Source organism: Amycolatopsis sp. NPDC104587 (genome assembly GCF_055583645.1).
Window position 1 is genome coordinate 53709 of record NZ_JBVJNO010000026.1, and the last position, 24050, is coordinate 77758.

At 70.9% G+C, this 24050-nt stretch carries 20 protein-coding genes and 1 tRNA gene; 10 read left to right on the forward strand and 11 right to left on the reverse strand.

Going from position 1 to position 24050, the window contains the following annotated elements; translation table 11 throughout:
- Positions 1-133 precede the first annotated feature (133 nt).
- From ACZ61C_RS46605 to ACZ61C_RS46615, 3 genes are all read left to right on the forward strand, one after another.
- Positions 134-565, forward strand: coding sequence for a DUF3052 domain-containing protein (locus ACZ61C_RS46605; protein ID WP_465314426.1), 432 nt, complete (start codon positions 134-136; stop codon positions 563-565).
- Positions 566-636: 71 nt separating this feature from the next.
- Complete coding sequence (locus ACZ61C_RS46610) at positions 637-1098, forward strand: peroxiredoxin (protein ID WP_465314427.1); 462 nt, start codon at positions 637-639, stop codon at positions 1096-1098.
- Positions 1099-1140: 42 nt separating this feature from the next.
- Positions 1141-1215 (forward strand) — tRNA-Val (locus ACZ61C_RS46615).
- Here the strand turns inward: ACZ61C_RS46615 and ACZ61C_RS46620 are convergent.
- The gene (locus ACZ61C_RS46620) at positions 1172-2629 is read right to left on the reverse strand and encodes an MFS transporter (protein WP_465314443.1); all 1458 of its coding nucleotides are present in this window, start codon (positions 2627-2629) and stop codon (positions 1172-1174) included. The genes ACZ61C_RS46615 and ACZ61C_RS46620 overlap by 44 nt on opposite strands.
- 213 nt (positions 2630-2842) lie before the next feature.
- Between ACZ61C_RS46620 and ACZ61C_RS46625 the strand changes: the two genes are divergently transcribed.
- Positions 2843-3418: a short chain dehydrogenase gene (locus ACZ61C_RS46625; RefSeq protein ID WP_465314428.1), complete on the forward strand. Its 576-nt coding sequence runs from the start codon at positions 2843-2845 to the stop codon at positions 3416-3418.
- A gap of 38 nt (positions 3419-3456) precedes the next feature.
- On the opposite strand, the gene ACZ61C_RS46630 is transcribed toward ACZ61C_RS46625, so the two are convergent.
- Together ACZ61C_RS46630 and ACZ61C_RS46635 are read right to left on the reverse strand one after the other, a co-directional pair.
- On the reverse strand, positions 3457-4191 hold the full coding sequence (locus tag ACZ61C_RS46630; protein WP_465314429.1) for an SdrD B-like domain-containing protein: 735 nt from the start codon (positions 4189-4191) through the stop codon (positions 3457-3459).
- A gap of 49 nt (positions 4192-4240) precedes the next feature.
- A complete protein-coding gene (locus ACZ61C_RS46635) occupies positions 4241-4753 on the reverse strand; it encodes a carboxymuconolactone decarboxylase family protein (RefSeq protein WP_465314430.1) in 513 nt (170 codons plus the stop codon).
- Between the two features lie 125 nt (positions 4754-4878).
- Here ACZ61C_RS46635 and ACZ61C_RS46640 point away from each other — a divergent pair, with 125 nt between their 5' ends.
- On the forward strand, positions 4879-5343 hold the full coding sequence (locus ACZ61C_RS46640) for a MarR family winged helix-turn-helix transcriptional regulator (protein WP_465314431.1): 465 nt from the start codon (positions 4879-4881) through the stop codon (positions 5341-5343).
- Here the strand turns inward: ACZ61C_RS46640 and ACZ61C_RS46645 are convergent.
- Positions 5340-5756 carry a cupin domain-containing protein gene (locus ACZ61C_RS46645; protein WP_465314432.1) on the reverse strand — a complete coding sequence of 139 codons (417 nt, stop codon included), beginning with the start codon at positions 5754-5756 and terminating at the stop codon, positions 5340-5342. The genes ACZ61C_RS46640 and ACZ61C_RS46645 overlap by 4 nt on opposite strands.
- A gap of 18 nt (positions 5757-5774) precedes the next feature.
- A complete protein-coding gene (locus ACZ61C_RS46650; protein WP_465314433.1) occupies positions 5775-7268 on the reverse strand; it encodes an AMP-binding protein in 1494 nt (497 codons plus the stop codon).
- A gap of 79 nt (positions 7269-7347) precedes the next feature.
- On the opposite strand from ACZ61C_RS46650, the gene ACZ61C_RS46655 reads away from it, so the two are divergent.
- Positions 7348-8298, forward strand: a complete 951-nt coding sequence (locus ACZ61C_RS46655; protein ID WP_465314434.1) for an SDR family NAD(P)-dependent oxidoreductase — start codon at positions 7348-7350, stop codon at positions 8296-8298.
- A gap of 5 nt (positions 8299-8303) precedes the next feature.
- Here the strand turns inward: ACZ61C_RS46655 and ACZ61C_RS46660 are convergent, their stop codons facing one another.
- The gene (locus ACZ61C_RS46660; RefSeq protein ID WP_465314435.1) at positions 8304-9473 is read right to left on the reverse strand and encodes an aminotransferase class V-fold PLP-dependent enzyme; all 1170 of its coding nucleotides are present in this window, start codon (positions 9471-9473) and stop codon (positions 8304-8306) included.
- A 46-nt stretch (positions 9474-9519) separates the two neighbouring features.
- Between ACZ61C_RS46660 and ACZ61C_RS46665 the strand changes: the two genes are divergently transcribed.
- Positions 9520-10152 (forward strand): GntR family transcriptional regulator, encoded by a 633-nt coding sequence (locus tag ACZ61C_RS46665; protein WP_465314436.1) that lies wholly within the window; start codon positions 9520-9522, stop codon positions 10150-10152.
- A 229-nt stretch (positions 10153-10381) separates the two neighbouring features.
- On the opposite strand, the gene ACZ61C_RS46670 is transcribed toward ACZ61C_RS46665, so the two are convergent.
- From ACZ61C_RS46670 to ACZ61C_RS46690, 5 genes are all read right to left on the reverse strand, one after another.
- Complete coding sequence (locus ACZ61C_RS46670; RefSeq protein WP_465314437.1) at positions 10382-12007, reverse strand: CocE/NonD family hydrolase; 1626 nt, start codon at positions 12005-12007, stop codon at positions 10382-10384.
- 71 nt (positions 12008-12078) lie between these two features.
- Positions 12079-13470 carry an aspartate ammonia-lyase gene (aspA, locus tag ACZ61C_RS46675; protein WP_465314438.1) on the reverse strand — a complete coding sequence of 464 codons (1392 nt, stop codon included), beginning with the start codon at positions 13468-13470 and terminating at the stop codon, positions 12079-12081.
- Entirely contained in the window at positions 13470-14390 is a 921-nt protein-coding gene (locus ACZ61C_RS46680) for an asparaginase (protein ID WP_465314439.1), read from the reverse strand. Before ACZ61C_RS46680 ends, aspA begins: the two co-directional genes overlap by 1 nt.
- Positions 14387-15724, reverse strand: coding sequence for an amino acid permease (locus ACZ61C_RS46685; protein ID WP_465314444.1), 1338 nt, complete (start codon positions 15722-15724; stop codon positions 14387-14389). Before ACZ61C_RS46685 ends, ACZ61C_RS46680 begins: the two co-directional genes overlap by 4 nt.
- Positions 15725-15801: 77 nt before the next feature.
- Entirely contained in the window at positions 15802-16449 is a 648-nt protein-coding gene (locus ACZ61C_RS46690) for a FadR/GntR family transcriptional regulator (RefSeq protein ID WP_465314445.1), read from the reverse strand.
- Between the two features lie 516 nt (positions 16450-16965).
- On the opposite strand from ACZ61C_RS46690, the gene dnaE reads away from it, so the two are divergent.
- The 3 genes from dnaE to ACZ61C_RS46705 all read left to right on the forward strand — a co-directional run bounded on the left by dnaE (position 16966) and on the right by ACZ61C_RS46705 (position 23721).
- Entirely contained in the window at positions 16966-20550 is a 3585-nt protein-coding gene (gene dnaE / locus ACZ61C_RS46695) for a DNA polymerase III subunit alpha (protein ID WP_465314440.1), read from the forward strand.
- A gap of 73 nt (positions 20551-20623) precedes the next feature.
- On the forward strand, positions 20624-22105 hold the full coding sequence (locus ACZ61C_RS46700) for an MFS transporter (protein ID WP_465314441.1): 1482 nt from the start codon (positions 20624-20626) through the stop codon (positions 22103-22105).
- Between the two features lie 422 nt (positions 22106-22527).
- Entirely contained in the window at positions 22528-23721 is a 1194-nt protein-coding gene (locus tag ACZ61C_RS46705) for a low temperature requirement protein A (RefSeq protein WP_465314442.1), read from the forward strand.
- Positions 23722-24050: the final 329 nt, after the last annotated feature.

Below are 24050 nucleotides of genomic sequence, written 5' to 3' on the forward strand. Positions count from 1 at the left end.
CGGTGTGGACGGTTGCGCGCAGCGCCGCACCAGTGTTCGCTATCGGCAACCGGGTAGCCGAGTGTGGCGCAGCCGTACCCTCCACGAGGGTGCCGGACCGCCACGCTCCGTCGTAGTTGGAGGAGTGAAAGCAGTGGTCGCCGCGGGAGACGCTGATCAGAGCAGCGTCGCCGAGAGGCTCGGCATCAAGCCCGAGATGGTGGTCCAGGAGATCGGCTGGGACGAGGACGTCGACGACGACGTCCGCGCGGCGATCGAGGAGCAGATCGGCGGGGACATCCTCGACGAGGAAGCCGACGAGGTCATCGACGTGGTGCTGCTGTGGTGGCGCGAAGACGACGGCGACCTCGGCGACGCGCTCATCGACGCCAGGGGCCCCCTGGAAGAAACCGGCGTGATCTGGGTCCTGACCCCGAAGACGGGACAGCCCGGGCACGTCGAGCCGAGCGAGATCGCGGAAGCGGTCCCTGCCGTCGGACTGGCCCAGACCGCCAACATGAGCGTGGGGGCGAACTGGATCGGCACCCGGCTGGTGTCCCCGAAGTCGAAGTCCAAGCAGCGCTGAACCGGCTCGCCCGGGTGACACGATAGGGTTGTCGTCGCAGGCACGTGTCCGTTCGGGAGAGGAAACGCGGTATGGCCCTCGAGGTCGGCTCTGAGGCCCCAGACTTCACGCTCAACGACTACAACAAGCAGCCGGTCCAGCTGTCGTCCTTCCGGGGTGACAAGCCGGTGCTGGTGGTCTTCTACCCGTTCGCGTTCAGCGGCATCTGCACGGGCGAGCTCTGCCAGCTCCGTGACGAGTTCGCGGACTACGACGGCAAGGGCGTCCAGGTGCTGGGTGTCTCGGTGGACACGCCGTTCTCGCTGAAGGCGTGGGCCGAGAAGGAGGGCTACCAGTTCCCGCTGCTGTCCGACTTCTGGCCGCACGGCGAGGTGGCCCGCGCCTACGGCGTCTTCAACGAGCAGGCGGGCCTGGCGGTCCGCGGCACGTTCCTGGTCGACACCTCGGGTGTGGTCAGGTTCGCCGAGGTCAACGGCCCGGGCGAGGCCCGCGACCAGCAGGCCTGGAAGAAGGCCGTCGCCGAACTGGTGTGAGGTTTCCCGGCGGCGGCCCCCTGGGTGGGGACCGCCGCCGCCGGGCGCATAGCTCAGCGGAAGAGCACTCGGCTTACACCCGAGCGGTCGCAGGTTCGAACCCTGCTGCGCCCACCACGTCGCGCTGACGCATCGTCGTCACCAGCAGGGCCAGGCCCGCGAACAGCACTGCCGCGATCACGCCCGTGACGTTCACCGCGGTCGTGAACGCCGCCTTGGCCTGCGCGGCCAGCTCCGGCCGGGTGACGTCCGCCGCCAGCGTTGTCCCCGCCGGGAACACCGCGCGGTAGACCGCCGTCGCCAGCAGACCGATCAGGGCCAGGCCCAGGGAGCCGCCCAGGTAGTTGCCCGTGTCGGCCATCGAGGCCGCCGAGCCCGCGCGCTCCGGCGGGACCGCGCCGACCACCAGGCCGATGCCGAGCGCGAACAGCGGGCCCGTGCCCAGCGTCAGCACCGCGATGCCCGCCACGACCAGCGGCAGGCCGTCCGCGAAGGCCAGCAGGAGGCTGCCCGCCGCCGAGACCACCAGGCCGCCCGCGATCGCCGTGGCCGGGGTCATCCGGCCGGTCAGCGCCGGCGCCGCCAGTGTGCCCGCCGCGACGCCGAGCCCCATCGGGGCGAACAGCAGCGCCGACACCAGCGGCGAATACCCGAGGACGCTCTGCAGGTACTGCGTCACCAGCAGGCCGACCCCGGCCATCGCGACCCCGGCGAACACGAGCGCGACCAGCACCGCGGTGAACGGGCGGTTCCGGAACAGCCGCAGGTCCAGCAACGGCGACGACGAGGTCAGCTGACGCCGGACGAAGACCGTGCCCAGCCCGGCCCCGGCGGCGATCGCGACCAGCGGCACGGTCAGCCGGCCGGTGCTCAGCTGCTTGAGGCCGAACACGATGAGCAGCACGGCCGCCAGCGAGAGCGCCACCCCGGCGAAGTCGAGCCGCCCGGTCGCGGGCGCCTGGGACTCCGGCAGCAGGAACGGGCCGGCCACCAGCAGCACCGCCATCGCCGGGACGGCGACCAGGAAGACCGACCCCCACGCGAAGTGCTGCAGCAGGAACCCGGCGAGCACCGGGCCGGCCGAGCCGCCCGCGAACTGGCAGGTGGCCCAGATCGAGATGGCCTTCCCGCGCTGCCGGTCGTCGCGGAACATGTTCGTGATCAGGGCGAGCGTCGACGGCATCAGCGTCGCCCCGGCGATGCCGAGCGCCCCGCGCGCGACGATGAGCATCTCCGGGCTGGTCGAGAACGCGGCGACGACCGAGAGCGCGGCGAACGCGCCGCCGCCGGTGAGCAGCAGCCGCCGTCGCCCGATCCGGTCGCCGAGGGTGCCCATGGTGATCACGAACCCGGCGACGACAAAGCCGTAGCTGTCGGTGATCCACAGCTGCTCGGTGGCGCTCGCGCCGAGGTCCGCGCTCAGCTGCGGCAGCGCGAGGAACAGCGAGGTCATGTCCATCGCGACGAGCAGGGTGGGCAGCACGAGCACCATCAGCCCCAGCCACTCCCGCCGTCCGGCCGGCTTGTCCATTTCGACTCCTTCTCGGTGGTGCGGTCACCGAGGGGTCGTCGCCGCGGGCCGGGACCGGACACCAGGGATAAGAGACCTGAGTCACATAAATCTTCGAAGCCCGCCCAACGGGCTGCCACCGGACTGCATGGTCATCGGCACCTTCTCCCGGCCGTTCTGAGCGCACGGGAAATCCCGGGCGGACCGGAGGCCGGCGCCGGTAGCGTCGACGGAGTGAAGATCATCGTGCTGGGCGCGACCGGGCTCGTCGGCCGGGCCGTCACCGCCGCTCTCGAACCGCGTCACGAGGTCGTCCGCGTCTCGCGGACGACCGAGGTGCGCGCCGATCTCCGGGATCCCGCTTCGCTCGACGCGCTGTTCGGCGAACCGGCCGACGCCGTGGTGTGCTGCGGCGCCCACGTGCCGCTGCGGCCGCTGGCCGAGCTGACCGACGAGCAGGCCCTGGACGACCTGCGCGGCAAGCTGCTCGGCCAGGTGGCCCTGGCGAGGCGCGCGGCGCGGCACCTGGCTGACGGCGGTTCGATCACCCTGACCGGCGGGACGTTCGACGAGCCGATCCCGGGCAGCGGCCTGGGCGCGCTCGTCAACGCCGGCCTCGAGGGGTTCGTCCGCTCGGCCGCGGTCGAGCTGCCCCGCGGCCTGCGGATCAACGTCGTCAGCCCGGGCTGGGTCACCGAAACCCTCGAGGCCATGGGAAGGACCGGCGGGACACCGGTGGCCGTGGTCGCCGACGCCTACCGCGCGCTCGTCGAGGGTGACGCGAACGGCAGCACCGTCAGACCGGGATAGCCGGTGGCGGCGGAAGTTCACCGCCACCGGCGCCCGGCTCACCGCACGACGAACCCCACGTCGTTGTTGGGCAGGTAGGAGCCCGGCCAGATCGACAGCGGGTCGGACGACAGCCGGCTTCCCAGCCCGCTGTGGAAGTCCGAGTCGAGGTACCACTCCGTGCCCGCGTGGTACTTCGTCGCCCTCATCCCCGGCGGGGCGGTCGTCTGCAGCTTGTACGTGCCCTGCGGGACGTCTTCGAAGTAGTAGTCCGCGCCGCCGGTGGTGGTCACCGTGCGGTTCAACAGTCCTTCGAACCCACTCGGGCCGACCAGCGAAAACTGCGTCTCCCGGCGGGGTTCGGTGTCCTGGCGGACGCCGTCGCCGTTCGTGTCGTCCCAGGCGCGGCCGTGGATGCGGCCGCCCTGCTGCCCGAAGTGGTCGAAGCCGGTGGGATGCGGCAACGCCAGCGTGCGGTCCTGCGTGTTCCACCCGCTCGTGCGGTAGCCGTCGTCGATCGCGTGGACCGTGTAGTCGCCGAGGGCGAGCCCGGTGAACGCGTAATGGCCGTCCTGGTCGGTGTAAGCGACGTAGTCGGCCGGCGGTGACACCTGGTGGAGGACGACCTTCGCGCCCGCCCGGCCCGGCTCACCCTGGTTCTCGATGTTGTTGCCGTCGCGATCGAACCAGACGCGGCCCTCCAGGTCGCCGGGACCGGTGTCCGCCACCGCCGGAGCGGTCACCGCCCCCATCAGCACGACCGCCAGAAGCGCCGCTCTTCCCCACAGCCCCACGGTGAATCCCCCTTCTCGGGCGGCCTGTTCGCCGCCGACGGGAAAAACACTAGCGAGGGGCACCGACAGTTTCGGGACTCCAGGCGTGGGCGGCGAAGACCTCGTCGAGGGGCGCGTCCGTCAGGCGGTTCGCGAACGTCGAGAGCGTGTAGGTGCCGATGCCCAGCACCACCTCCAAGGCGTTCTGTGGCGTGTATCCGGCGTCGACGAACGTCGCGAGCGCAGCCGGGGGCACGTCGCCCGTCGTGTCCATGACCGCGTGCGCGAACTGCCGCAACGCCTCCAGCCGTGGGTCGGGGAGCGGGGCCTGCGCCCGCAGCGCCGTCACCAGTTCGGGTGACGCCGAGAGTCGCACCAGCGCGGCCGTGTGCATGGCGACGCACACGTGACAGCCGTTGCGCGCGGTCACCGTCATGACCAGCACTTCGCGATCGAGCGCGGGCAGGGTGGTGGACTCGAAGAGCGCGTTCAGCTTGAGGAAGCCGTTCAGCAGTTCGGGTGACGTCGCCAGCCGTCCGACGGCGGCCGGGACGTGACCGAACTTCTTCGCCGTGGCCGCCATCGCCGGACGGGCGGCCGGGGGTGCAGACTCCGGGGTGTGATCGGGGAACAAGACGTCTCCAGACGTAGGATCGACAATATGGTTGTCGAAACCGTAAACCTGGTTGTCGAACTTGGCAAGGGGTCATGACCGACGCGCCCGGCTACGAGCTGCCGTTCCTGCTCTTCGGCGGCTTCCGCACGCTCATCGACCGCCTGCACGCCGAGCTCGCGCGCCGGGGCCACCCGCACGTCCGGCCGTCCTACGGCTTCGCGATGCAGGCCATCGGGATCCCGGGCGCGACGGCGTCGGAGATCGGCCGCCGCCTCGGCGTCTCCAAGCAGGCGGCCGGCAAGACGGTCGAACGGCTCGAAGCGCTCGGGTACGCCGAGCGCGCCGAAGACCCGGACGACGCGCGCCGCAAGATCGTCCGGCTGACCGCGCACGGCGTCGACGCGCTGACGAAGTCGGCCGAGATCTTCGACGACCTGCGCGCGGACTGGGCGCGCACGGTCGGCGCCGAGCGCATCGCCGCCCTCGAGGCGGACCTGCGCGCCGTGGTCGGGCCCGCCGCGTACCGCCTCGACGCGGCGGGCTGGTTCTCGGCCTAGAAGCCGCAGCCGGGGTCCGGCGCGTTCTCGGAGAGGGGGCTGCCCGCCGGGAGCACGTACAGGACCTCCAGCACCAGCGGCGTCGACCCGAGGTTGCGGCCGATGTGCACCTGGTCGGGGTGCTCGGTGAACGCGCGCCCGGCGCCGAAGACGCCGTCGACGCTGCAGTCGGCGAGGTTGTGCGTGAGCGTGCCGGCCTTGACGTAGGCGTAGAGCGTGCCGTCGTGGAAGTGCCAGCCGGTGTAACCGCCCGGCTGGACGGTGATCTCGCGCAGGGTGTAGTCGGTGTGCCCGATCGTCTTCTGCGTGAGGATCGTGCCGGTCACGCCGCTGCCCGGCGTCGCGGACGCGGTCGAGGGCAGCAGGACCGCGGCGAGCGCGGCGGCGGTGAGCACGGTCAACGGCTTGCGCATCAGGGAGCTCCTCGGTGGTCAGTCCCGCCGCAAGGTGCGGCGCAGCATCTTGCCCGACTCCGTCCGGGGCAGCAGCTCGGTGAAGTCGAACCGTTTCGGGGTCTTGAACCCGGCGAGCGCGGCCCGGCAGTGTTCGGCCAGGCGCGCGGCCAGCGCGTCGTCCCCGGGCACTCCCGGCACCGGCTGGACGACGGCGACCACCCGCTGCCCCCATTCGTCGTCCGGCTCGCCGATCACCGCCGCGTCGGCGACGTCCGGGTGGCCGAGCAGCCGTGCCTCGACCTCGGCCGGGTAGATGTTGACCCCGCCGGAAAGGATCAGGTCCGTCCGGCGGTCGAGCAGGAAGACGCGGCCTTCGGGGTCGCGGTGGCCGAAGTCGCCGACGGTGAGGAACTCGCCGGACCGCGCGGCCGCCGTCTTCTCCGGGTCGCCGAGGTAGTCGAGCGTGGTGTGCGCCGAGCTGAAGTAGATCGTGCCCGGCTCGCCGTCCGGCACGTCCTCGCCGTCTTCGTCGACGACCTTCAGCCGCACGCCGGTCAGCGGCTGGCCGACCGTGCCCGGCGCCTCCAGCCAGCCGGCCGCCGTGACGCCGCAGATCAGGCCCTCGGACGCGCCGTAGTACTCGTGCACCACCGGCCCGAGCCAGGCGATCATCCGCTCCTTGACCTCACGCGGGCACGGCGCCGCGCCGTGGATCACGCTGGTGAGGCTCGACGTGTCGTACCGCGAACGGACGTCTTCGAGCAGCCGCAGCATCCGGTGGAACATGGTCGGCACCAGGTGGGTGCTCGTCACGCGGTGGCGCTCGACCAGCCGCAGCGTCTCCTCGGCGTCGAAGCGGTCCATGAGCACCGCGGAGTGCCCGACGTGCATCGCGTTGACGGCGAACGAGCCGGGCGCGGCGTGGTAGAGCGGGCAGGCGACGAGGTGCACCCCCGGGCCCGGGTGGACGTCGAACATCGCCAGCAGGTCGCGGTGGATCGCGTGCAGCGACGGCGGTTTCCCGCTGAGTGCGCGCCGGACGCCCTTGGGCCGCCCGGTGGTCCCCGACGTGTAGAGCATCGTCTGACCGGCGGTCCGCGGCTCCGGCGCGGTGTCCGGCTCGTCCTCACCCCACGCCGCGTAGTCGCCCCAGCCGTCCGCCTCGCCGATCGCGAACCGGTGCACCGGGCCCAGATCGGCACACGTCCGCGCGATGCCGGCGTCGGCGACGACGACCCGCGCGCCGCTGTTGCCCACGACGTAGGCGATCTCCTCGGCCGAAGACCGGTAGTTGACCGGCGTGAAGTACAGCCCGGCCTGCAGGGTGGCGAACAGCAGCTCGAAGTAGGGGAGTCCGTTGTGGACGATCGCGACGACGACGTCACCCTCGCCGAGCCCGAGCCGCCGCAGCGCGTGGGTCAGCCGGTTCGCCCGCGCGGCCAGCTGCCCGAAGGTCGCGGCCGTCCCGTCCGGCGCGAGCACCGCGAGCCGGTCCGGGTGCTGTTCGGCGACGTCGTAGAAGGTGCTCACGCTCCGCACGCTACCGCGCACTGATCCGTGGATCACTCCGGCTTGCGCTGGAGTTCACTCCAGCTCCTAGCGTCGGGGTATGACCACTGCACAGCACAAGATCGGCTCGGGCTTCGGCGCCACGAGCACCGCGGCCGACGTCCTGGCCGGGATCGACCTGACCGGCAGGCTCGCGATCGTCACCGGCGGCTACTCGGGCCTCGGTCTGGAGACGACTCGGGCGCTGACCCGGGCGGGCGCGCACGTCGTCGTCCCGGCCCGGCGCCGCGCCACGGCGGAAGAAGCGTTGCGGGGCCTCGACAACGTCGAAGTCGACGAGCTCGACCTGGCAGACCTCGAGAGCGTCCGTGCGTTCGCCGAGCGGTTCGTCGCCTCCGGGCGCGGGATCGACGTCTTCGTCGGCAGCGCCGGGATCATGGCGGCGCCGGAGACCCGCGTCGGGCCGGGCTGGGAGGCGCAGTTCGCGACCAACCACCTCGGGCACTTCGCCCTGGTGAACCGGCTCTGGCCGGCCTTCGCGCCGGGCGCCCGCGTCGTTTCGGTGTCGTCGCGCGGCCACCACTTCGGCCCGGTGCGCTTCGACGACCTGAACTTCGAGCAGGGTTACGACAAGTGGCTCGCCTACGGCCAGGCGAAGACGGCGAACGTGCTCTTCGCGGTCCAGCTCGACAAGCTGGCGCGGGAGCGGGGGATCCGCGCGTTCGCGCTGCACCCGGGCCGGATCATGACCGACCTCGTGCGCTACCTCGACCACCAGGAGCTCGTCGACGCCGGGATGCTCGACGCCGACGGAGAGGTGACCGGCGACGTCAAGACGCCCGAGCAGGGCGCCGCGACCCAGGTCTGGGCCGCGACGTCCCCGCAGCTCGACGGGCTGGGCGGGGTGTACCTCGAGGACTGCGACATCGCCGAGCCCGCTCCGGCCGACGGCGGGCGGTCAGGGGTGAAGGACTACGCGGTCGACCCGGCGCAGGCCGAGCGCCTGTGGACGGTTTCGGCCGAGCTGACCGGCGTCGACGCGTTCGCCTGAGACTGTCAGAGCTTCTCGATCTGCTTCACCAGCAGGTCGATCTCCTCTTCGGTGTTGTAGTAGTGCACCGACGCCCGGACCAGGTCGGGCAGCTCGCGCGCGGTGAAGTCGTACTGCGCCGACGTCCTCGACGACACCGATGTGTTGATGCCCGCCTCGGCCAGGCGGGCCTTGACGTCCGCGGCCGGGGTGCCGTCGACGCTGAAGGTCGTGATGCCGCACTTCTTCGCGCCGATGTCGTGCACTTGGGCGCCTGCGTCGGCAAGTCGGCTTCGCAGGGTCGCGGCGAGGGTGGCGACGCGCGTCTCGATGGCCGGCAGGCCCCAGCCGAGCGCGTAGTCGATGGCCGCGCCCAAGCCGTACACGGCCGCGAAGTCGCGTTCCCACACCTCGAAGCGCTTCGCGCTCGGGTCGACGACGTACTCGGTGGGCGACGTCCAGCTCGCGGAGTGCAGGTCGAGCATCGCCGGCTCCAGCCGCTCCCGCAGCCGCGGGTGCGCGTAGAGGAACCCGGTGCCGCGCGGGCCGCGCAGGTACTTGCGGCCGGTCATCGACAGCGCGTCGCACTTCAGGCGAGTGACGTCGAGGTCGACCTGGCCGGCCGACTGGCACGCGTCGAGCAGGAACGGGATGCCCGCCGCCTCGGCGACCGCGCCGATCTCCTCGGCCGGGTTGACCAGGCCGCCCTGGGTGGGCACGTGGCTGACCGCGATGAGCTTCACGCTGCCGTCGACGCGCCGCTTCAGGTCTTCGACGTCCAGCTGCCCGGTCTCGTCGTCGCCGACCACCTCGACCACCGCGCCGGTGCGCCGCGCGACCTGCAGGAACGCGATGGCGTTGCTGGCGTACTCCGCGCGAGAGGTGAGGATCCGGTCCCCGGCGGCGAACGGCAGCGCGTAGAAGACGGCCTGCCAGGACCGCGTCGCGTTGTCGGTGATCGCGATGTCGTCGGCCTCGCCGCCGACCAGCCGGGCCGCCGACGTGTACACCGCGTCCAGCCGGTCCTTCGTTCCGGCGGCCGCTTCATAGCCGCCGACCAGCGCTTCGTGGCGGAGGTAGTCGACCACGGTGTCGGTGACGACGGCCGGGGGCAGCGCGGAGCCGGCGTTGTTGAGGTGGACCACTTCGGCGCAGCCGGGCGTTTCACGGCGGGCGCGTGCGACGTCGAAGGTCATAGGAACTGAATACAGTAGCTGCTATCTGTATGCAATACTCCCGGCCATGGCCCGGACCCCGCTGCGCAGCGACCTCATCGAGGAGATCACCACCCGCGTCCTCGACGGGCGGCTCGCCGCCGGCGCGCGGGTCAACGAAGTGCACCTGGCCCGCGAGCTGGGCGTCAGCCGGACGCCGCTGCGGGAGGCGCTGATCGGGCTGGCCGACCGCGGCCTGCTTGTCTCCGCGCCGGGCCGCGGTTTCCTGGTGCCGCCGTTCGACCCGGACGAGGCGCGCCGGCTCTACCCGCTGGTCGCCGAGCTCGAGGCCCTGGCCCTGCGCTGGACGTCGCCGCTGGAGCTGGCCGGGCTGCCCGACGCCCTCGACACCGTCGCCGACGAGATGGCCACGACGCTGGCCGACGCCGGCGATCCGTCCGAAGTGGACGATCGCTGGCACGCGCTGCTGCTGTCCCGCTGCCCGAACCCGCACCTGCTGCGGCTGATCGGGCAGACCAAACCGCTGCTCAAGCGGTACGAGTCGTGTTACTTCGGCGGGGCCGCGCGGGCCGAGGAGAGCATCGGCGAGCACCGCCGGATCGCCGCGGCGCTGCGGGACGGCGACCTGCCCCAAGCGTCCGCGGTGCTCGTCCGCAACTGGGTGAAAGCGCTGGCGTACCTGGGAAAGGACGACCGGTGATCATCGCGCGCCTCAGAGACCTGCACCTGGACGGCGAGCCGCGGGCCGACGAACGCGCCGTTCGCCCTGTGCGACTCGACGATTCCCGGCCGCGGCTCGGGTTTCCCGGCCGATGACCGCACATTCCCACCTACTGAGATCCCCCTCCCAAAACACGCATCTTTCTCAGGGAAAGTGCCGCATCGAGGTTTCTGAGACCTCACTTTCCCTGAGAAAGATGCGGCCGTGGTCAGCCGCCGAACACCGGCAGCGTGATCCGCGACGGCCGGGCCGCGTCGTGGAAGACCTCGAACCGGTTCGGCTTCCCGTCGACCGCCGAGGTGATCGGCTCGTCCGTCCCGTGGTTGCGGGCGAACCGCGGGAACGCCCCGCCCGCCACCTGCACCCGCAGGCGGTGGCCGCGGCGGAAGCGGTAGGCCGTCGGGTCGAGCGTGACCTCCGCCGTCACGACGCCGTCCGCGTCCGCCGCCGGGACGCCCGGCCGCAGCCGGAGGATGCCGTCGGTGACGTTGCGGGACACCCCGCTCGTGTCGACGTCGCAGAGCCGGACGTAGACGTCCGCGTACGGCAGTTCGGTGCGCACGTGGACGGTCGCCGACACCTCGCCGATGACGTCCAGCTCCGAGGGCAGCGGCTCGCCGGTGAACACCAGGACGTCCGGGCGGGCCTCGACCTCCTGGTTGTCCTTCTGCTTCCAGTCGCCGGTCAGCAGCGGCCCGCCGACGGCCGGGGTCGGGTCGGCCGGGTCGTAGGTGAACGTCGTCGGCAGCGCCTCGTCGTCGACACCCTCACCGAGCCCGCCGATCGGCCGCAGGTGCGACGCGGCCGCGGTCGAGGGCGGCGGCCACGACTCGAAGTCCAGCCAGGTGCCGGCGCCCTGGAGGAAGAGCCGGACCGGCGCGCGCTGCAGCTGCGTGCGGTCGCCGAGCAGGTGGGCGCGCAGGAAACCGAGCTGGTCGCGGATCATCGGGCCCATGCTGGCCGGTTCGCCGTGCGCCCACGGGCCGATGGTGAGCCGCGGCGCCTTGCCCGCCTCGGCGAGCCGGCGGTAGTCGCGCAGCTGCGAGCCGATGAACAGGTCGTACCAGCCGGTGGCCATCGACACCGGCACATCCAGTTTTTCGACGTCGGCGCTGTGGTCCGACATGGCCCAGTAGGTGTCGTCCGGCACGAAGTGCTCGGTGACGTCCTGGAGGAACTGCACCGGCTTGCCGATCGCGGCGACGTCGGCGCGGCTCAGCGGCAGGAACGACATCGCCTGCCGCGTCTTGCGCTTCTGGAGCGGGTTCGGGAACGCGGCGAAGCGTTCCTCCTGGCGGCCGATCATGGCCGACCACGAGACCATGTTGTCCGCCGCGAGCACGCCGCCCGGGTAGAACGTCGAGACGAACTCCGACGCCGTGACGCCGAGGCACATCGCCTTCAGCGGCGGGTCGAGGTAGGGGCCGACGGCCCACTGCGTGTGCCCGAGGTAGCTGGCGCCGGCCATGCCGAGGTTCCCGTCGCACCACGGCTGCGCGCGCAGCCACTCGGCCGTCGCGACGCCGTCCTCGCGCTCGAGGTGGAAGGGCCGGAACTCGCCGCCGGAGCCGAACGAGCCGCGGGTGCTCTGGATGACCGTCTGCAGGCCGTGCCGGGCGAACGTGTCGCCGAAGAGCTTCGAGAGCAGGCCCTTGCGCCCGTACGGCGTGCGGATCAGCACCACCGGCGCCGTCGTCGTCCCGGCCGGGGCGTACCGGTCCGCGAGCAGCGTGACGCCGTCGGCCATCGGCACCGGCAGGTCGCGCGTGACGACCGGTTTCGGGCCTTCGGCGCGGGGGAGCCCGAGCATCCTGTCGACAAGTCGGTCCAGCACGGGCGCCCGCCTTCCGAAGTGGAGTCACACCTTCCGGATCCGACGGTACCCCGTGCCGGCCGCCTGGCAAGTCAGCTCAGCCGGGCGAGGGTCTCCGGCCGCAGCAGCTTCGCCAGCTCCTCGGCGGGGATCAGGCCCTTCTCGACGACCAGCTCGGCGACGCCCCGCCCGGTGGCCAGCGCCTCCTTCGCGATCTCCGTCGCGGCCGCGTACCCGATCGCCGGGTTCAACGCCGTCACCAGGCCGATCGAGTTCTCGACGTAGGAGCGCAGGACGTCGGTGTTGGCGGTGATCCCGGCGACGCACCGCCGCGCGAGCACCCGGCAGGCCGCGCCCAGGTGCGTGATGCTCTCCGACAGCGAGTGCAGGATGACCGGCTCGAACGCGTTGAGCTGCAGCTGCCCGGCTTCGGCGGCCATCGTCACGGTGACGTCGTTGCCGATCACCTCGAACGCGACCTGGTTGACCACCTCGGGGATCACCGGGTTGATCTTGCCGGGCATGATCGACGACCCGGCCTGCACCGGCGGCAGGTTGATCTCGTTGAGCCCGGCGCGCGGCCCGGACGACAGCAGGCGCAGGTCGTTGCAGCTCTTCGACAGCTTCACGGCGATCCGCTTGAGCACACCGGAGAGGTGCACGAACGCACCGCAGTCCTGCGTCGCCTCCACAAGGTCTGCCGCAGTGACGACGGGCAGCCCGGTGATCTCGCGCAGGTGGCGGCACGCGGCTTCGGCGTAGCCCGGCGGGGCGTTGAGGCCGGTGCCGATCGCGGTGGCGCCGAGGTTGATCTCGTGCAGCAGCGCGACGGCTTCGTTCAGCCGCAGCCGGTCCTCGCCGAGCATCACCGCGTAGGTGCCGAACTCCTGGCCGAGCGTCATCGGGACCGCGTCCTGCAGCTGCGTCCGGCCCATCTTCAGGACGTCGTGGAACTCGACGGCCTTGGCGGCGAACGCCTGCTCCAGCACGACCATCGCGTCGGACAGCTCGCGCACCGCGAGGATCGTCGCGACGTTCACGGCGGTCGGGTACGCGTCGTTGGTCGACTGGCTCAGGTTGACGTGCTCGTTCGGGTGCACGACGTGGTAGTCGCCCTTGGCGTGCCCGAGCAGTTCGAGCGCGCGGTTCGCGATCACCTCGTTGGCGTTCATGTTGGTCGAGGTCCCGGCGCCGCCCTGGATGACGTCGACGACGAACTCGCCGTGCAGCGCGCCCTCGCGGATCTCCCGGCAGGCCGCGCCGATCGCGTCGGCGATCCCGGGTTCGAGCAGGCCCAGCTCGGCGTTCGCGCGGGCCGCGGCCTCCTTCACCGAAGCCAGGGCCTCGATCAGGTGCGGGTAGGCGGCGATCGTGGCGCCGGTGATCGGGAAGTTCTCCCGGGCGCGGGCGGTGTGCACGCCCCAGTACGCGCCGGCCGGGACGTCCTTGTCGCCGAGCAGGTCGTGTTCGAGGCGGGTGGTCATCACAAGCTCCCCACGGAGGCGGCCAGTTTTCCGGTGACACGCAGGTTTTCCGGTCCGGACGGGACGTCGACGCCGCACAGCTTCAGCGCCGCGGCCAGCACGGGCAGGCGGGCCCGGTCGCCGCCGTCGGCGATCTTGACGGCGATCGCCGTGCCGTCCGGCAGCGCGGCGACCTGGACAGCCTCGAAGCCGTCCTTCGCGATCAGCCCGGGCACCGCGCGCATGACGGCGGTGACGTCGCGACGGCGGCCGCCGACCAGGTCCGGGTGCTGCCGGATCCCCTCGGCGACCAGGTGGTCCGGCGTGCCAGGCGCGGCGGTGGCGATCTTCGCCACGGCCGTGGCGAGCCCGCGCAACGTCGTCGCGAACAGCGGCGCGCCGCAGCCGTCCACCGCGACCCGCTCGATGCCGCGTCCGGTCAGGTCCTCGACGGTGGCGGCGATCGCGCGCTGCAGCGGGTGCGCCGGGTCGAGGTAGCCGTCGGTGGGCCAGCCGTTCAGGTCGCAGGTCGCGAGCATCGCCGCGTGCTTGCCGGAGCAGTTGTGCGCCAGCCGGCTCGGGGCGCGGCCCGCGGCGACCCAGCGGTCGCGCTCGACCGGGTCGTACGGGAAGTCCGCCGGGTTGCCGAGCGCGTCCGGGGAACGGCCGTCGAGCACCGCCGACGCGGCGTCGAGGTGCTCCGGCTCGCCGGAGTGGCTGGCCGCCGCGATGGCGAACCCGGCGGGGGAGAGGCGCAGGCCGAGCCGGGCCATCGCCGTGGCCTGCAGCGGCTTCGCCGTCGACCGCGGGTACATCGGCGCGTCCGGGTCGCCGGCGGTGAACCGGGTCGTGCCGTCCGGGGCGAGCACGACCGCCGAGCCGTGGTGGACCCCCTCGACCAGGCCGTCGCGCACCAGCTCGACGAGCGGTTCGTGGCTCACAGGCCCTCCTCGTCGAACGCGCGCATGTCGATCCGCTTGCGCACGGCGAACCAGCCGACGACCAGCGCGACGGCGATCGCGGGCAGCGCCAGGAGCGTGATCCGGCCGGTCTCGTCGAAGCCCATCAGCACCACGACGGCGGCGAGGAACACCAGCGTCGCGATCTCGGTGTACGGGGAGAACGGCAGCCGGAACGACGGCCGCTCGACGCCGTCGCGCTTCGCCTTGCGCACGAACAGCAGGTGGCAGAGCACGATGATGGCCCAGGTGGCGAGGATGCCGATCGCGGCGAAGTTCAGCACGATGTCGAAGGCGTCCTTCGGCACGACGTAGTTCAGCCCGACCCCGAGCACGCAGACGGCCGCGGTGAGCAGGATCCCGCCGTAGGGCACGTGGTTGCGGTTCATCACGCCGGTGAACTTGGGCGCCGACCCGGCCGTCGCCATCGAACGCAGGATGCGGCCGGTGGAGTAGAGGCCGGAGTTCAGGCTCGACAGCGCCGCGGTGAGCACGACCAGGTTCATCACGCTGTCGGCCGCGGGCACGCCCAGGTGCGAAAGCACGGTGACGAACGGGCTCTGGTCCTTCGTGTAGGAGCTCCACGGCAGGAGCATCGCCAGCAGCACGACCGACCCGACGTAGAACACCGCGATGCGCCACATGATGGAGTTGATCGCCTTCGGCATGATCTTCTCCGGGTTCTCGGTCTCGCCGGCGGCCACGCCGACCAGCTCGACCGAGGCGTAGGCGAACACGACGCCCTGGACGATCAGCACCATCGGCAGCAGCCCGGTGGGGAAGAGCCCGCCGTGGTCGGTGATCAGCTGCGGGCCGGGGACGGCGCCGTCGATCGGCGTCTGCGTCACCAGCAGGAAGATCCCGATCACCATGAACAGCACGAGCGCGGCGACCTTGACGATGGCGAACCAGAACTCCATCTCGCCGAACAGCTTCACCGAGACGAGGTTGAGCGTCAGCACGACGGCGAGCGCGATCAGCGCGAGCACCCACTGGGGGATCGGCGAGAAGAACGACCAGAAGTGCGCGTACAGCGCGATGGCCGTGATGTCGGCGATGCCGGTGGTCGACCAGTTGAGGAAGTGCATCCAGCCGGCGACGTACGCGCCCTTCTCGCCCATGAACTCGCGCGCGTAGGAGACGAAGGCGCCGCTGGAGGGCCGGTACAGGATCAGCTCGCCGAGCGCGCGGACGACGAAGAACGCGAAGAGCCCGCAGACGCCGTAGACGATCGCGAGCGCCGGCCCGGCCTGGGCGAGCCGGCCGCCGGCGCCGAGGAAGAGGCCGGTGCCGATGGCGCCGCCGATGGCGATCATGGTCACGTGCCGGGGCTTGAGCGCCTTGGCGTAGCCGGCGTCCCCGGCGTCGGCGGCCCGGGTGAGGGTCTTCTCGGTCACTGGTCCCCGTTCACGATGCTGGTGAGCGTGTCTTCGACGTGCTGCAGGTGGGCGGTCATGGCGGCGACGGCGGCGCCTTCGTCGCCGCTCTCGATCGCCGTGACGATCTCCCGGTGCTCGACGTTCGACTGCCGCCGCCGGCCGCCGAGCTGGTTGAGGAAGGCGGACTGCCGGGCGAGCGCGTCGCGGATCTCCTCGATCACCTTCCCGAACACGGGGTTGCCCGAGGCCTGGGCGATGGTGATGTGGAAGAGCGAGTCGAGCGCGACCCAGGCGGTGTTGTCGGTCTCGGCGTCCATCCGGTCGACGAGGTGGGCGAGCAGGTCGAGGTGGTCCTGGTCGCGCCGGACGGCGGCATAGCCCGCGACGGGGATTTCGACGTGCCGGCGCACCTCGATGAGGTCGCGGGCCGAGTAGGGCCCGAAGGTCGGGTGCTCGGCGGGGCCGGTGGCGGTGACGAAGGTGCCCTTGCCGGTCTTGGACTCGGTCAGGCCGAGGGCCTGCAGGCCGCGCAGGGCCTCCCGGACGACCGACCGGCTGACCTCGAACTCCCTGCTCAGCGCGGCCTCGGAGGGCAGCTTGGCGCCGACGGCGTACTCGCCGTTTTCGATCAGCCGGCGCAGGTGGGCCAGCACGGCCTCCATGGCGCTGACCCGCCGCGGACCACCTTGTCCGGCTGTCCGGCTGTCAGACAGGTTCATGCGGGGAATGCTCGGTCCCGGGGGACGCGCTGTCAACGCGAGCCCGGGCCGCTGTGGCTCACCTCACCGCCTCGACCGTGATGCCTCCCCAGACACGCGTGATGCCCCTCCAGTCACGCGTGATGCCTCCCTGATCACGCGTGATGCCTCCTCGATCACCTCGCCCGCCGCCAACCGGCCCGGCGCCGGCCTGCCCCGGGCGTCGCGCGAGAAGAGCGGCGCCGGAGTGCCCCACCCGCCCCGTCCGGCGTCCCCGCGTGACCGTCCGGCAGCACCCCGTGCCCACCCGTCGCACCGTGATCACCACCGCCCGAAAAGGGGGCGTGTCCCAGCGGCGGAACACCTTCCGCGAGGAGCAGAATCGAGCGGGCCAGTACGTGTCGGGACCGGCAACGCCACGGGTTAGGGTGAGGGACCCGGGCGCAGCCGGTCCCATTCACCTAGGGGAGGTTTTCGCTGGTGTCGAACGATTCCTTCGTCCACCTGCACGTCCACACCGAGTACTCGATGCTCGACGGTGCGGCGAAGATCGCCCCCCTCTTCGCGGAGGCGGCGCGCCTCGGCATGCCCGCGGTCGGCATGACCGACCACGGCAACATGTACGGCGGCGACGAGTTCTACCAGCAGTCGAAGAAACACGGTCTCAAGCCGATCATCGGCATCGAGGCCTACATCGCGCCGGAGAGCCGCTTCCACAAGAAGCCGGTCTTCTGGGGGCAGTCGAACCAGCGCGGCTCCGACGAGCTGGGTGAGGGCGGCGACGTTTCGGGCGCCGGCGCGTACACCCACATGACGATGCTCGCGCAGAACGCGACCGGCCTGCGGAACCTCTTCAAGCTGTCGTCCCTGGCCAGCATGCAGGGCTACTACCGCAAGCCCCGGATGGACCGCGAGCTGATCGCGGAGAACCACTCGGGGATCATCGCGACCACCGGCTGCCCGTCCGGCGAGGTGCAGACCCGGCTGCGGCTGGGCCAGAAGGAGGCGGCGATCCAGGCCGCGTCCGACTACAAGGACATCTTCGGCGCCGACAACTTCTTCCTCGAGCTGATGGACCACGGCCTGCCGATCGAGCGGTCGGTCCGCGAGGGCCTCCTCGAGGTCGGCCGCCTGCTCGACCTCAAGCCGATCGCCACTAACGACTCGCACTACGTCACCAAGGACCAGGCCGACACGCACTCGGCGCTGCTGTGCGTCCAGGCGGGCAAGACCCTCAACGACCCGACCCGGTTCAAGTTCGACGGCGACGGTTACTACCTCAAGGCCGCCGCCGAGATGCGCGAGTACTGGGACAAGGAGGTCCCGGGCGCGGCGGACAACACGCTGCTGATCGCCGAGCGCGTCGAGTCCTACGAAGACGTCTACGCGCACAAGGACCGGCTGCCGTTCTTCGAGGTGCCGGAGGGTTACGACCAGGGCGGCTGGCTGCGCGAAGAGGTCGCGAAGGGCCTCGCGTGGCGCTTCCCGGGCGGCCCGCCGGAGGGCTACCCCGAGCGGATCGAGAAGGAGCTCGACGTCATCATCGGGAAGGGCTTCCCGGCCTACTTCCTGATCGTCGCCGACCTCATCAGCTACGCCCGCCGGGTCGGCATCCGCGTCGGCCCCGGCCGTGGTTCGGCTGCCGGCTCGCTGGTCGCGTACGTGCTCGGTATCACCAACCTGGACCCGATCCCGCAGAAGCTGCTGTTCGAGCGGTTCCTCAACCCCGAGCGCGTCTCGATGCCCGACATCGACATCGACTTCGACGACCGCCGGCGCGGCGAGATGATCCGCTACGCGACCGACAAGTACGGCTCGGACAAGGTCGCCCAGGTCATCACCTTCGGCACGATTAAGACGAAGGCGGCGATCAAGGACTCCGCGCGCGTCCACTTCGGCCAGCCCGGGTACGCGATCGCGGACAAGATCTCCAAGGCACTGCCGCCGCCGATCATGGCGAAGGACATCCCGCTCTCGGGCATCGTCGACAACAAGCACGAGCGCTACGGCGAGGCCGCCGAGGTCCGCGCGCTGGTCGAGACCGACGACGAGTGCAAGACGATCTTCGAGACCGCCCGCGGTCTTGAGGGCCTGATCCGCAACGCGGGCGTGCACGCCTGCGCGGTCATCATGTCGTGCGACCCGCTGACCGACGCGATCCCGCTCTGGCAGCGTGACGACGGCTCGATCATCACCGGTTGGGACTACCCGTCGTGCGAGGCCATCGGCCTGCTGAAGATGGACTTCCTGGGTCTGCGGAACCTGACGGTCATCGGTGACGCGATCGACAACATCAAGGCCAACCGCGGGATCGACATCGACCTCGACACCCTGGGCGTCGAGGACCCGGAGACCTACAAGCTGCTCGCCCGCGGTGACACGCTCGGCGTGTTCCAGCTGGACGGCGGGCCCATGCGTGACCTGCTGCGCCGCATGGAGCCCACGGTGTTCGACGACATCGTCGCGGTCGGCGCGCTCTACCGCCCCGGCCCGATGGGCATGAACGCGCACAACGACTACGCCGACCGGAAGAACAACCGGCAGAAGGTCAAGCCGATCCACCCGGAGCTCGACGAGCCGCTGCGGGAGATCCTGGCCGACACCTACGGCCTGATCGTGTACCAAGAGCAGATCATGCACATCGGCCAGAAGGTGGCCGGCTACACGATGGGGCGCGCGGACGTGCTCCGCCGCGCGATGGGCAAGAAGAAGAAGGAAGTCCTCGACCTCGAGTACGAGGGCTTCGAGGCCGGTATGAAGGCGAGCGACCTGCTCCCGGGCGGGTTCTCCGCCGAGGCCGTCAAGGCGCTCTGGGACACGATCCTCCCGTTCGCCGGCTACGCGTTCAACAAGAGCCACGCGGCCGCGTACGGCCTGGTCTCCTACTGGACGGCGTACCTCAAGGCGAACTTCACGGCCGAGTACATGGCGGCCCTGCTCACGTCGGTCGGCGACAACAAGGACAAGTCGGCGGTCTACCTGTCCGAGTGCCGCCGCCTCGGCATCAAGGTGCTGCCGCCGGACGTCAACGAGTCGGCCCTGCGGTTCGCGGCCGTCGGGGACGACATCCGCTTCGGCATGGGTGCCGTCCGCAACGTCGGCGCGAACGTCGTCGAGTCGATCATCAAGACCCGCGCGGAGAAGGGCAAGTACGCTTCTTTCACCGACTTCCTCGACAAGTCCGAGCTCGTGGCCTGCAACAAGCGGGTCATCGAGTCGCTGATCAAGGCGGGCGGCTTCGACTCGCTCGGTCACACGCGGCTGTCGATGATCCAGGTCCACGAGGACGCGGTGGAAGCCGTCGTCCCGCTCAAGCGCCAGGAGGCGATGGGCCAGTTCGACCTCTTCGGCTTCGGCGGGGACGAGGGGGAGGCGCAGCCGTCGTCGTCACCGCTCGCGCACCTGAAGTTCGGCGAGGAGGAGTACCCGCGCAAGCAGCTGCTCGCCTACGAGCGCGAGATGCTCGGCCTGTACGTCTCGGCCCACCCGCTGGACGGCGCCGAGCGGATCCTGCGCAAGCACGCCCCGAAGCCGATCGCCGGCATCCTCGCCGACCCGCCCAAGGAAGGCGAGCTCGTCATCTCCGGGCTGATCACGTCGCTCGAGCGGCGGGTCAACAAGAAGGGCGAGCCCTGGGCGATCTGCACGGTCGAGGACATGGACGCCTCGCTGGAGGTGCTGTTCTTCCCGAAGTCGTACGCGCTGTTCTCCTCCGAGCTGATCGAGGACAACGCGGTGCTGGTCAAGGGCCGCGTCAACTGGCGCGAGGACAAGATGTCCATCTTCGGCGGCGGGCTGGCGACCCTGGACCTGTCCGAGGTCGGCACGGGCAACGGCGACGACGAGCCGCCGCTGGTGCTGCTGGCCGCGGCGGAGAAGATCGACCAGTCGGTGGTCAGCGAGCTCCGCTCCACGCTGCTCGCCCACAAGGGTGAAACGATGGTCCACCTGAAGCTGGTGGGGCGGAACCAGACGGTGTTCGCCCTCCACGACTACCCGGTGAAGGTCAGCTCGATGCTGATCGGCGAGCTCAAGGGGATCCGCGGGATCACCGCTTCTACGTAGCTTCTGCGCGAAACGGGCGGGACCGCGGCGGACAACGCGCGCGGATCCCGCCTTTCGTGTTTTGCTGAGCTGGATGACTCACGAACCCGACCCCCGCCGCTGGAAAGCGCTCGCCGTCTCGCTGACGGCCGGGTTCATGGGGCTGCTCGACGTCAGCATCGTCAACGTCGCCCTCCCGTCCATGCAGTCGGGCCTGCACGCGAGCAGCGGCGGGATCCGCTGGGTGGTCTCGGGGTACGCGCTCGCGTTCGGGCTGGTCCTGGTCACCGGCGGCCGCCTCGGGGACGCGTTCGGCCGCCGGACCATGTTCCTCGGCGCGCTCGCCGCGTTCGTCGTCACGAGCGCACTGGCCGGCGCCGCCCCGAACGAGACGACGCTCGTCATCGCGCGCCTCGCCCAGGGCGTGGCCGCGGGCATGCTCACCCCGCAGAACACCGGCCTGATCCAGGACCTCTTCCGCGGGCCCGAACGCGGCCGCGCGTTCGGGATGTTCGGCGCGGTCGTCGGGATCTCGACGGCGGTCGGCCCGATCCTCGGCGGGGTGATCCTCGCCCTCTTCGGCGCCGAAGACGGCTGGCGCTGGGTGTTCTACGTGAACGTCCCCATCGGCGTGGTCGCGTTCGGGCTGGCCCTGCGGCTGCTGCCACGCGGCGAGAAGCGTCACCTGCGGATCCGGGACGAGATCGACTTCGCCGGGATCGCGCTGCTCGCGGTCGCGGTCCTCGGGGTGCTGCTCCCGGTCGTCGAATCCGACCAGGACGGGCTCGCGAGGCTGTGGTGGCTGTTCCCCATCGCCGTGGTTTTCGGGGTGGCGTTCGTGCGCTGGGAGCACCGGGTGGTCCGGCTCGGCCGGTCCCCGCTGCTCGACACCCGGCTGTTCACCGGCACCCCCGGGTACGCCGTCGGGGCGTCGGTCGGCGCGCTCTACTTCGTCGGGTTCGCCGGGATCTGGCTGGTCTTCGCGATGTTCTTCCAGCAGGGCCTCGGGTACTCGCCGCTGCAGTCCGGGTTGTCGGTGACGCCGTTCGCGCTCGGCTCGGCCGTCTCCGCGGCGGTCGCCGGACGGCTGGTGCCCCGCTTCGGCCGGCTGCTGACCGTCACCGGGCTGAGCATGGTCGCGGTCGGCCTGCTCGTCGTGGCGCTGCTGGCCGAGCTCGTCCCGCCGTCGGCGTCCGGCTGGGCGTTCGCGCTGCCGCTGCTGTTCGCGGGGGTGGGCGGCGGCATGGTGATCTCGCCGAACACGACGTTGACGCTCGAGTGCGTGCCGGTGCGGATGGCCGGGGTCGCGGGCGGCGCGCTGCAGACCGGGCAGCGCATCGGCACGGCGATCGGCACCGCCGTGCTGGCGTCGGTGTTCGGCGCGGTCGTCGGCGCGGCGGCCGGCTACCCGGTGGCGCTCACCGTCGCGCTCGGCTGTGCTGCCCTCCTGACGTGCGGCGCGCTGGCGCTCGCCGTCGCCGAGCTCCGGACGCGGCGCCACCGAGAGCAGGCTTCCGACCAGGAACGCGAAGCGCGGGAGGCGCACACCTCCGCCGCGGACGTCCAACGGGGCTGAGACACTACTTTCGGCAGCTTCGCGATGCTCCATCCGAGTGACGAGCACGGAAAGACACTGGTGCTACGCAGAGCAACCGGGTAGATCTTATGGAGCCTTCACTGCGCGGCTTCGGCTACCGACAGTGGCAATCGGTCGGCCACCCGGGGATGGGGTGACCGGCCTGAGCGATCGAGGCGTCCGGAGTTCGAGGGAATGGACACACTCGGTCACCTTCCATCCAGTGAGTTGTCGGCGTCCGCGGGGGACCGTCCGGCATTCGCGGAAGGGCTGCCCATCGGTTGCCGGCAGCGCGCGTGACGGCGGCGGGCGGGCCCGGGTGAGGGGGAACCGGGCCCGCCCGTTCTTCGTGTCGTGCTTCCACCCGGCTCGTGATCATGTTGGGATGACCGCGTCCGACAGGCACGAGACGGGGAGTGTCGATGACCGAGCAGCCGCTGCGGCCGGGGAGCCGTCTCCGGATCTGGTACCGGCCGATGCGGTCGCGCGACAGCAGTGAGCACCACCGCGTCGCGACCCCTTTGGAACTGCTGTTCGACCTCTGTTTCGTGGTCGCTGTCGGGCAGGCCGCGACGTCGCTGCACCACGCGCTGGCCGAGGGGCACGCCGGCCACGGCGTCCTGTCGTTCGCCATGGTGTTCTTCGCGGTCTGGTGGGGCTGGCTGAACTTCAGCTGGTTCGCGTCGGCGTTCGACACCGACGACGTCCCGTACCGGCTGGCCACGCTCGTGCAGATCGCCGGCGGGCTGACCGTCGCGGCCGGGGTGACGCGCGCGTTCGACGGCGACTTCCGGCTGATGGTCATCGGGTACGTGCTGATGCGGCTGGCGATGGTGTTCCAGTGGCTCCGGGCCGCGCGGTCGGACCCGGGGTGCCGGCCCGCCGCGCTGCGCTACGCCACCGGGATCGCGGTCGTCCAGGTGCTGTGGGTGTCGTACCTGTGGCTGCCGGAAGGCGTGCGGATGGCCGCCTTCGTCGTGTTCGGGCTGCTGGAGATGGCGGTGCCGGTCTGGGCGGAGCGGCGGCAGGGCACCACGTGGCACCCGCACCACATCGCCGAGCGGTACGGCCTGTTCACCCTGATCGTGCTCGGCGAGGTGATCCTCAGCGCGACGAACGCGATCAAGGAGGGCGCCGCCGAACCCGGGCACGTCGGCGCGCTCGTCTCGCTGGCCGCGGCCGGGCTGGTGCTCGTGTTCTCCATGTGGTGGCTGTACTTCGACCGGCCAGGCCACGCCCGGCTCGAGCGCCGTCCGACCATGTTCACGTCGATGAGCTGGGGCTACGGCCACTACTTCATCTTCGCGTCGGCCGCGGCGGTGGGAGCGGGGCTCGAAGTGGCGGTCGGCTACGACACAGGTGCGTTGCACGGGCTCGGCGGGGTGGCCGCGGCGTTGCCGACCACGGTGCCGGTCGCGATCTTCCTGCTGAGCGTGTGGCTGCTGCACATCGGGCCGACCAACGAGTGCCGCCCGATCGCCATCGGGTTCCCGGTGACGGCGGTGCTCGTCTTCGCGGCGTCGTTCACGCCGGCGCCGATCCACATCGCGGCGGTGCTGACGGCCGCGCTCGTCGTGCTGACGGTCGTCGCCACCCACGGGGAGCCGCAGACGTAGATCGACGCAGGTCAGCGGCCTGGCGCGAATAAAGGGGACCCCCCTGTGCAAGGCCGTTTCGGGGCATGTAAAGTTCTCCAAGTCGCCAGGGAAACCGGGCGGCCGCCGGGGCCACGAACCAAGCTCCCACGAACGTGGTAGAGTGGGGGGTCCTGAACCGAGGTGGTAGCCTCGGAACAAAGCTTGAAACAATCGCCGAGAGTTTCAGTCGCCGATAACGCGGGTGGATTCAGAGTGTGTTGCTTGAGAACTCAACAGTGTGCTAGTGAACTAAGCCAGTAGAGCTTATGTATTGAACCTCGTATGAGGTTCCTTTGAGAGCATTAACT

Bases quoted from the DNA above. Each gene is read 5' to 3' on its own strand.
- ACZ61C_RS46610 (WP_465314427.1), top strand. From the start codon at position 637: ATGGCCCTCGAGGTCGGCTCTGAGGCCCCAGACTTCACGCTCAACGAC.
- ACZ61C_RS46620 (WP_465314443.1), bottom strand. From the start codon at position 2,629: ATGGACAAGCCGGCCGGACGGCGGGAGTGGCTGGGGCTGATGGTGCTC.
- ACZ61C_RS46635 (WP_465314430.1), bottom strand. From the start codon at position 4,753: ATGGCGGCCACGGCGAAGAAGTTCGGTCACGTCCCGGCCGCCGTCGGA.
- ACZ61C_RS46640 (WP_465314431.1), top strand. From the start codon at position 4,879: ATGACCGACGCGCCCGGCTACGAGCTGCCGTTCCTGCTCTTCGGCGGC.
- ACZ61C_RS46645 (WP_465314432.1), bottom strand. From the start codon at position 5,756: ATGCGCAAGCCGTTGACCGTGCTCACCGCCGCCGCGCTCGCCGCGGTC.
- ACZ61C_RS46655 (WP_465314434.1), top strand. From the start codon at position 7,348: ATGACCACTGCACAGCACAAGATCGGCTCGGGCTTCGGCGCCACGAGC.
- ACZ61C_RS46660 (WP_465314435.1), bottom strand. From the start codon at position 9,473: ATGACCTTCGACGTCGCACGCGCCCGCCGTGAAACGCCCGGCTGCGCC.
- ACZ61C_RS46665 (WP_465314436.1), top strand. From the start codon at position 9,520: ATGGCCCGGACCCCGCTGCGCAGCGACCTCATCGAGGAGATCACCACC.
- aspA (WP_465314438.1), bottom strand. From the start codon at position 13,470: ATGACCACCCGCCTCGAACACGACCTGCTCGGCGACAAGGACGTCCCG.
- ACZ61C_RS46685 (WP_465314444.1), bottom strand. From the start codon at position 15,724: ATGATCGCCATCGGCGGCGCCATCGGCACCGGCCTCTTCCTCGGCGCC.
- ACZ61C_RS46690 (WP_465314445.1), bottom strand. From the start codon at position 16,449: ATGGAGGCCGTGCTGGCCCACCTGCGCCGGCTGATCGAAAACGGCGAG.
- ACZ61C_RS46700 (WP_465314441.1), top strand. From the start codon at position 20,624: ATGACTCACGAACCCGACCCCCGCCGCTGGAAAGCGCTCGCCGTCTCG.
- ACZ61C_RS46705 (WP_465314442.1), top strand. From the start codon at position 22,528: ATGACCGAGCAGCCGCTGCGGCCGGGGAGCCGTCTCCGGATCTGGTAC.